The organism is Dialister sp. UBA1703, assembly GCA_002320515.1.
GTDB lineage: Bacteria > Bacillota > Negativicutes > Veillonellales > Dialisteraceae > Dialister.
Genome location: DCJJ01000154.1, coordinates 1 through 5,051, shown reverse-complemented (window position 1 = coordinate 5,051; position 5,051 = coordinate 1). Strand labels below are relative to the sequence as shown.

Genomic DNA, 5,051 nt, shown 5'->3' with positions numbered 1-5,051 from the left:
GTGGCGCCAGCCACCAAAGGGGGGTGCGCCCGGCATGGGTGTAATCTAATGGGTGAAAGTCCCTAGTGCGGTATGACCATAACAAGCACACAGCCAATGGCAAGGGGTCCATCGTGAGGTGGGGTCTGAAGGAAGCCGGAGGCAAAACCTTGATCCGACGAATAGAAACTTCATACGAAGGCAGAGTCCGGCAGGATGAGGCAGCCCCCTATGCTGAAGTCCAACGATGGTCTTGGCCAGGCTTTGTAAATGAAGCGGATAGATGAGGCGAAAGATTACACTCTTACCCGGGGAGGTCTCATGGACGTCAAAGCAGTGATAGGTCGTATAACTGGACCGAGTGGAGACGGTTGAAAAAGATTTGTCATGAGAAGTCAGCAGAGATCATAGTACCGCGAAAGCGGGAAGGACCGAACGATTCCGGCCAAAGTAAACCGTGAAAGGAACAATCATACGTTGAAGCAGAATGCAGTTATAGGACTGACTTCCTGTCGGAAAATAGCGGAACTGGCGAAGATACGAAAAGGAGGGCTGAGTATGATTTTCAGGAAGCGGAAGAAATGGCAAGCAGGAATATATTCCTGCCCAAAGAATCGAACCGCCGTATACCGAACGGTACGTACGGTGGTGTGAGAGGGATGAATAATCTCTACTCGATATTGCATTTCCCTCGCCCGCAGGGCGGTTGTAAAGGTTTTATCATAAGAGGGCGCCATCTATAAATTAGAGGCGCCCCACCACCACCCTTTGAACCCTCTGAACCTTTTGAACCCGGGCGCCGAGAGGCGCCTGCACCCTCAAGCCCTAAAGGGGCTTGTCCATCAAATCAAAAAAGCACCGCTTCCGCGGTGCTTTTCTTGATGCTTTATTATCCTTTATGATGTTCAATAGCTGCTTTCACCAGTCCTACGAAGAGGGGATGGGGACGGTTGGGGCGGCTCTTGAATTCCGGATGGGCCTGGGTGGCTTCGAAGTAGGGGTGATCTTTCAGTTCGATGGTTTCTACCAGACGTCCATCAGGGCTGGTGCCGCAGATGGAGAGGCCTGCTTTTTCCAGTTCTGGACGGAGGGCGTTGGATACTTCGTATCTATGACGATGTCTTTCGTATACGATTTCCTGGCCGCCGTAGAGTTCCCGGGCTTTGGATCCTTCGGTGAGTTTGCAGGGGTAGATGCCGAGGCGCATGGTGCCGCCTTTTTCGGTGACGTCTTCCTGGTCAGGCATAAGGTCGATGACGGGGTACGGGGTTTCTGCATCGAATTCGGTGGAGTTGGCGTCTTTCATGCCGCATACGTCACGGGCAAATTCGATGACGGCGCACTGCATGCCCAGGCAGAGACCCAGGAAGGGGATGTTGTTGGTGCGGGCGTACTTAATGGTTTCGATCTTGCCTTCTACGCCGCGGTAACCGAAGCCTCCGGGCACTACGATGCCGTCGATGCCTTTGAATACTTCGCGAAGGTCCGGTTTTTCTTCTTCCAGTACTTCGGAGTTAATCCAGTGGATGTTCACTTTGGTACCGAAGGCGTAGCCTGCGTGGGAGAGGGATTCCACTACGGAGAGGTAGGCGTCATGGAGTTCCACGTACTTGCCTACCAGGGCGATGTCCACGGTCTTGTCGGCGGAGAGGATGCGGTCCACCATGGCTTTCCAGTCTTTCATATCGCAGGGGCTGTCGTCCAGTCCCAGTTTTTCCAGGGCAATGCGGTCAAGGCCTTCTTCCTGCAGGAGGAGGGGTACTTCGTAAATGCTCTTGGCAGTGAGGTTGTTGATGACGGCATTCGGTTCCACGTCGCAGAAGAGGGCGATTTTCCGTTTCATGTCGTCGGGGAGGGCCTTCACGGTGCGGCATACGATGATGTCCGGCTGGATGCCGATGGAGCGCAGTTCCTTGACGGAGTGCTGGGTGGGCTTGGATTTCAGTTCGTCCGCTGCTTCGATGTAGGGCACCAGGGTGACGTGGATGTAGAGTACGTCATTTCTGTTAGGTACGTCTTTCTTCACCTGGCGGATGGCTTCCAGGAAGGGGAGGGATTCGATGTCCCCTACGGTACCGCCGATTTCGGTGATAACGATGTCTGCATTGTCGTTTCTTCCTACCCGGAGGACCCGGTCCTTGATTTCATTGGTAATGTGGGGAATGACCTGGATGGTGGAACCCAGGTATTCGCCCTTTCTTTCCTTGTTGATGACGGACTGGTAAACTTTGCCAGTGGTGACGTTGGAGGCCTTGGACAGGTTTTCGTCGATGAATCGTTCATAGTGGCCCAGGTCCAGGTCTGTTTCGGCACCGTCGTCGGTGACGAATACTTCGCCGTGCTGGTAGGGGCTCATGGTGCCCGGGTCGATATTGATGTAGGGATCGAATTTCTGGATGGTAACCTTGTATCCTCTGTTCTTCAGAAGTCTGCCCAGGGATGCGGCGGTAATGCCTTTGCCCAGGGACGAAACAACGCCGCCGGTTACGAAGATGTATTTAGTCATGGGACCTCCTTATGAAATGGTTGACTCAATGGAAAAAATCTATCACATATGTTCCGGTGCCGAAAGCCCCAGGATATGAAGGGCATGGACCAGGATATACTGTACGGCTGTAATGAGGCCCAGTCTGGCCTTGGTGGTTTCGCTGTCTACGCCCAGGATCCTGCATTCCCTGTAGAAATGGTGGAAGAGGGCTGCCAGTTCATAGGCATATTTGGCAATGCGCTGGGGCGCTCTTTCCTGGGCGGCGCCGGCCACGAGCTGATGGTAGTTTTCCATCTTCTTGATAAGATCCAGTTCGCATTCTTCTGTAAGTTTTGTGAAATCGGTGTCCTTAAAGCTCTTGTCCCAGGAAACGCCGGCTTCCTCTGCCTGGGTAAACAGGCTGTGGATACGGGCGTTGGCATACTGGATGTAGTATACCGGGTTTTCGTTGGAGTGCTTCTTGGCCAGGTCGATGTCAAAGTCCATCTGGGAGTCCAGGGTGCGGGCGCAGAAGAAGTAGCGGGCTGCGTCGGTGCCTACTTCGTCCATCAGTTCCCGGAGGGTGACGGCCTCGCCGGTACGCTTGGACATTTTCACCGGCTTCCCGTCCCGAAGGAGGGTGACCATCTGGAGAAGCATGATTTCAAAGTCGTCGGGGTTGTAGCCCAGAAACTTCATGGCCGTCTTCAGACGGATGATGTAGCCGTGGTGGTCAGCGCCCCAGATGTCGATGAGCTTGTTGTAGCCCCGGCGGATTTTATTTCCTACATAGGCGATGTCGGAGCAGAAATAGGTGGGCACGCCGTTGGTGCGAATCACTACCCGGTCCTTGTCGTCGCCGTTCTTGGTGGTACGTAGCCACAGGGCGCCGTCCTTTTCATACATATTGTCTTCGTCCTTCAGTACCTTCAGGGCTGCATTCACCTGGTCGGGGTACAGGGATTTTTCGGAGAACCAGTTGTCAAAGTCCACGTTGAAATCGTGGAGGTCTTTCTTCAGGGCGGCCAGCTTTTCCTTCAGGCCCACTTCCTTGAAGATTTCCAGTCTTTCCTTCTCGTCCATGTCCAGGTATTTCTTCCCGTCCCTTTCCAGAATATGGCGGGCGGTTTCCACAATGTCCTGGCCATGGTAGCCGTCATCGGGAATCTCGGCGTCAATGCCGTTCAGCTGCAGGTAGCGGGCATTGATGGATTCAGCCAGATGGTCGATCTGGTTGCCTGCATCGTTCACATAGTATTCGGACAGCACATCATAGCCGGCGGCGCGGAGCAGGTTCACCAGGGCAGAGCCGTAGGCAGCACCCCGGGCATGGCCGATATGAAGGGGGCCCGTGGGGTTGGCGGAAACGTACTCCACCAGGACGCAGTCCTTCTTATCCTTCGGCAGGTCGCCGTAGGAAGGGCCTGCTGCCAGGATATTCTTCAGTTCGCTGTAAACGGTGTCCCTGGCAAGGAAGAAATTGATAAATCCGGCGCCGGCGATGTCCATGCGGGTCACCAGAGGCGTATCCATGTACTTCACAATGGATTCCGCAATCATGCGGGGCGCCTTATGGGCCGTCCGGGCCCACTGCATGGCTGCATTGGTAGAATAATCGCCGAATTCCTTTTCCTTCGGCACTTCAAGGCGCTGTACCGGGGCATAGTCCCCTTCCGGCAGCTCGCCGGCGGCAATGGCAGCGTCCTTCGCCTTTTCAATAAGTTCTTTCAGTTCTTCTCTGACTTCCATGAATATTCCGGATCCTCTCGAACATCAACAATAATTTCATTCAAATGGGTAAACAGACCTTCCAGCTCCACATCGTAGGAAAGGCGCATGCGCCCCTTGCCATGGACGATGGAATTTTCAATTTCCCGGGTAACCACGGTAATTTTCATCATTCCCATAGGCGTCACATAACCGGACTCCGATTTCTCCCCCAGCCGGTACTCCTGGTTCTGCAGGAAACTGCCGTCCCGGATGAGATTGATGTGGTCGTCATATATGCGGAGGGTGGTGGTGGTACCTTCCATACCTGCCAGCTTCGTCTCCCGGTAAGTAATGTACTGCATATCCCCGTCCTCTCCGTAAATACCTGGAGTTTCCAGGGAAATGGTTTCATCCTTTCCGTTCTCGTCCCGCTGCAGGGAAGTCACATTGATAATGACATGCTTCTCCAATCGAATGCCCTCCCGGTCTGTAAAATATATGTCTGTAAAATATATATTTTATTATATCATAGATAATCCCATTCTTTTCCAGAAGAATGATGTAAATACAAGACTACTCATTATACCATGGAAGGAAAGGAAGTGACAAGAGTGGCAGGACGCGCCTGCGGCGCGAGGGTTCATTGGACACACCTGCGGTGTGAAGGTTCATTGGACACGCCTTCGGCGTGAGGGTTCAAAGGGTTCAGAAGGTTCAGAGGGTTCAAAGGGGAAGGTTCTTAAGATGGATGGGCCTTCGGCCCAAGGGTTCTTAAGATACTTAAGGGGAAGGTTCTTAGGATTGACCGGCCCTATGGGCCGGAGGGTTCGTAAGTTTGACGGCCCTTCGGGCCGAGGGTTGTGGTATCGCCCTGCGGCAATGCTTATAAAGTCAG

General features: G+C 53.5%; 3 protein-coding genes. All 3 read right to left on the bottom strand.

The window, feature by feature from the left end; genetic code table 11:
- Nucleotides 1-868 precede the first annotated feature (868 nt).
- The 3 genes from B2Y11_RS06880 to B2Y11_RS06870 are packed head-to-tail and all read right to left on the bottom strand — an operon-like array spanning nucleotide 869 to nucleotide 4,626.
- Nucleotides 869-2,485, bottom strand: a complete 1,617-nt coding sequence (locus tag B2Y11_RS06880) for a CTP synthase (RefSeq protein ID WP_291057633.1) — start codon at nucleotides 2,483-2,485, stop codon at nucleotides 869-871.
- Between the two features lie 42 nt (nucleotides 2,486-2,527).
- Nucleotides 2,528-4,195 carry an arginine--tRNA ligase gene (argS, locus tag B2Y11_RS06875; RefSeq protein ID WP_291057631.1) on the bottom strand — a complete coding sequence of 556 codons (1,668 nt, stop codon included), beginning with the start codon at nucleotides 4,193-4,195 and terminating at the stop codon, nucleotides 2,528-2,530.
- Nucleotides 4,174-4,626, bottom strand: a complete 453-nt coding sequence (locus B2Y11_RS06870) for a DUF1934 domain-containing protein (protein ID WP_291057629.1) — start codon at nucleotides 4,624-4,626, stop codon at nucleotides 4,174-4,176. Before B2Y11_RS06870 ends, argS begins: the two co-directional genes overlap by 22 nt.
- Nucleotides 4,627-5,051 lie beyond the last annotated feature (425 nt).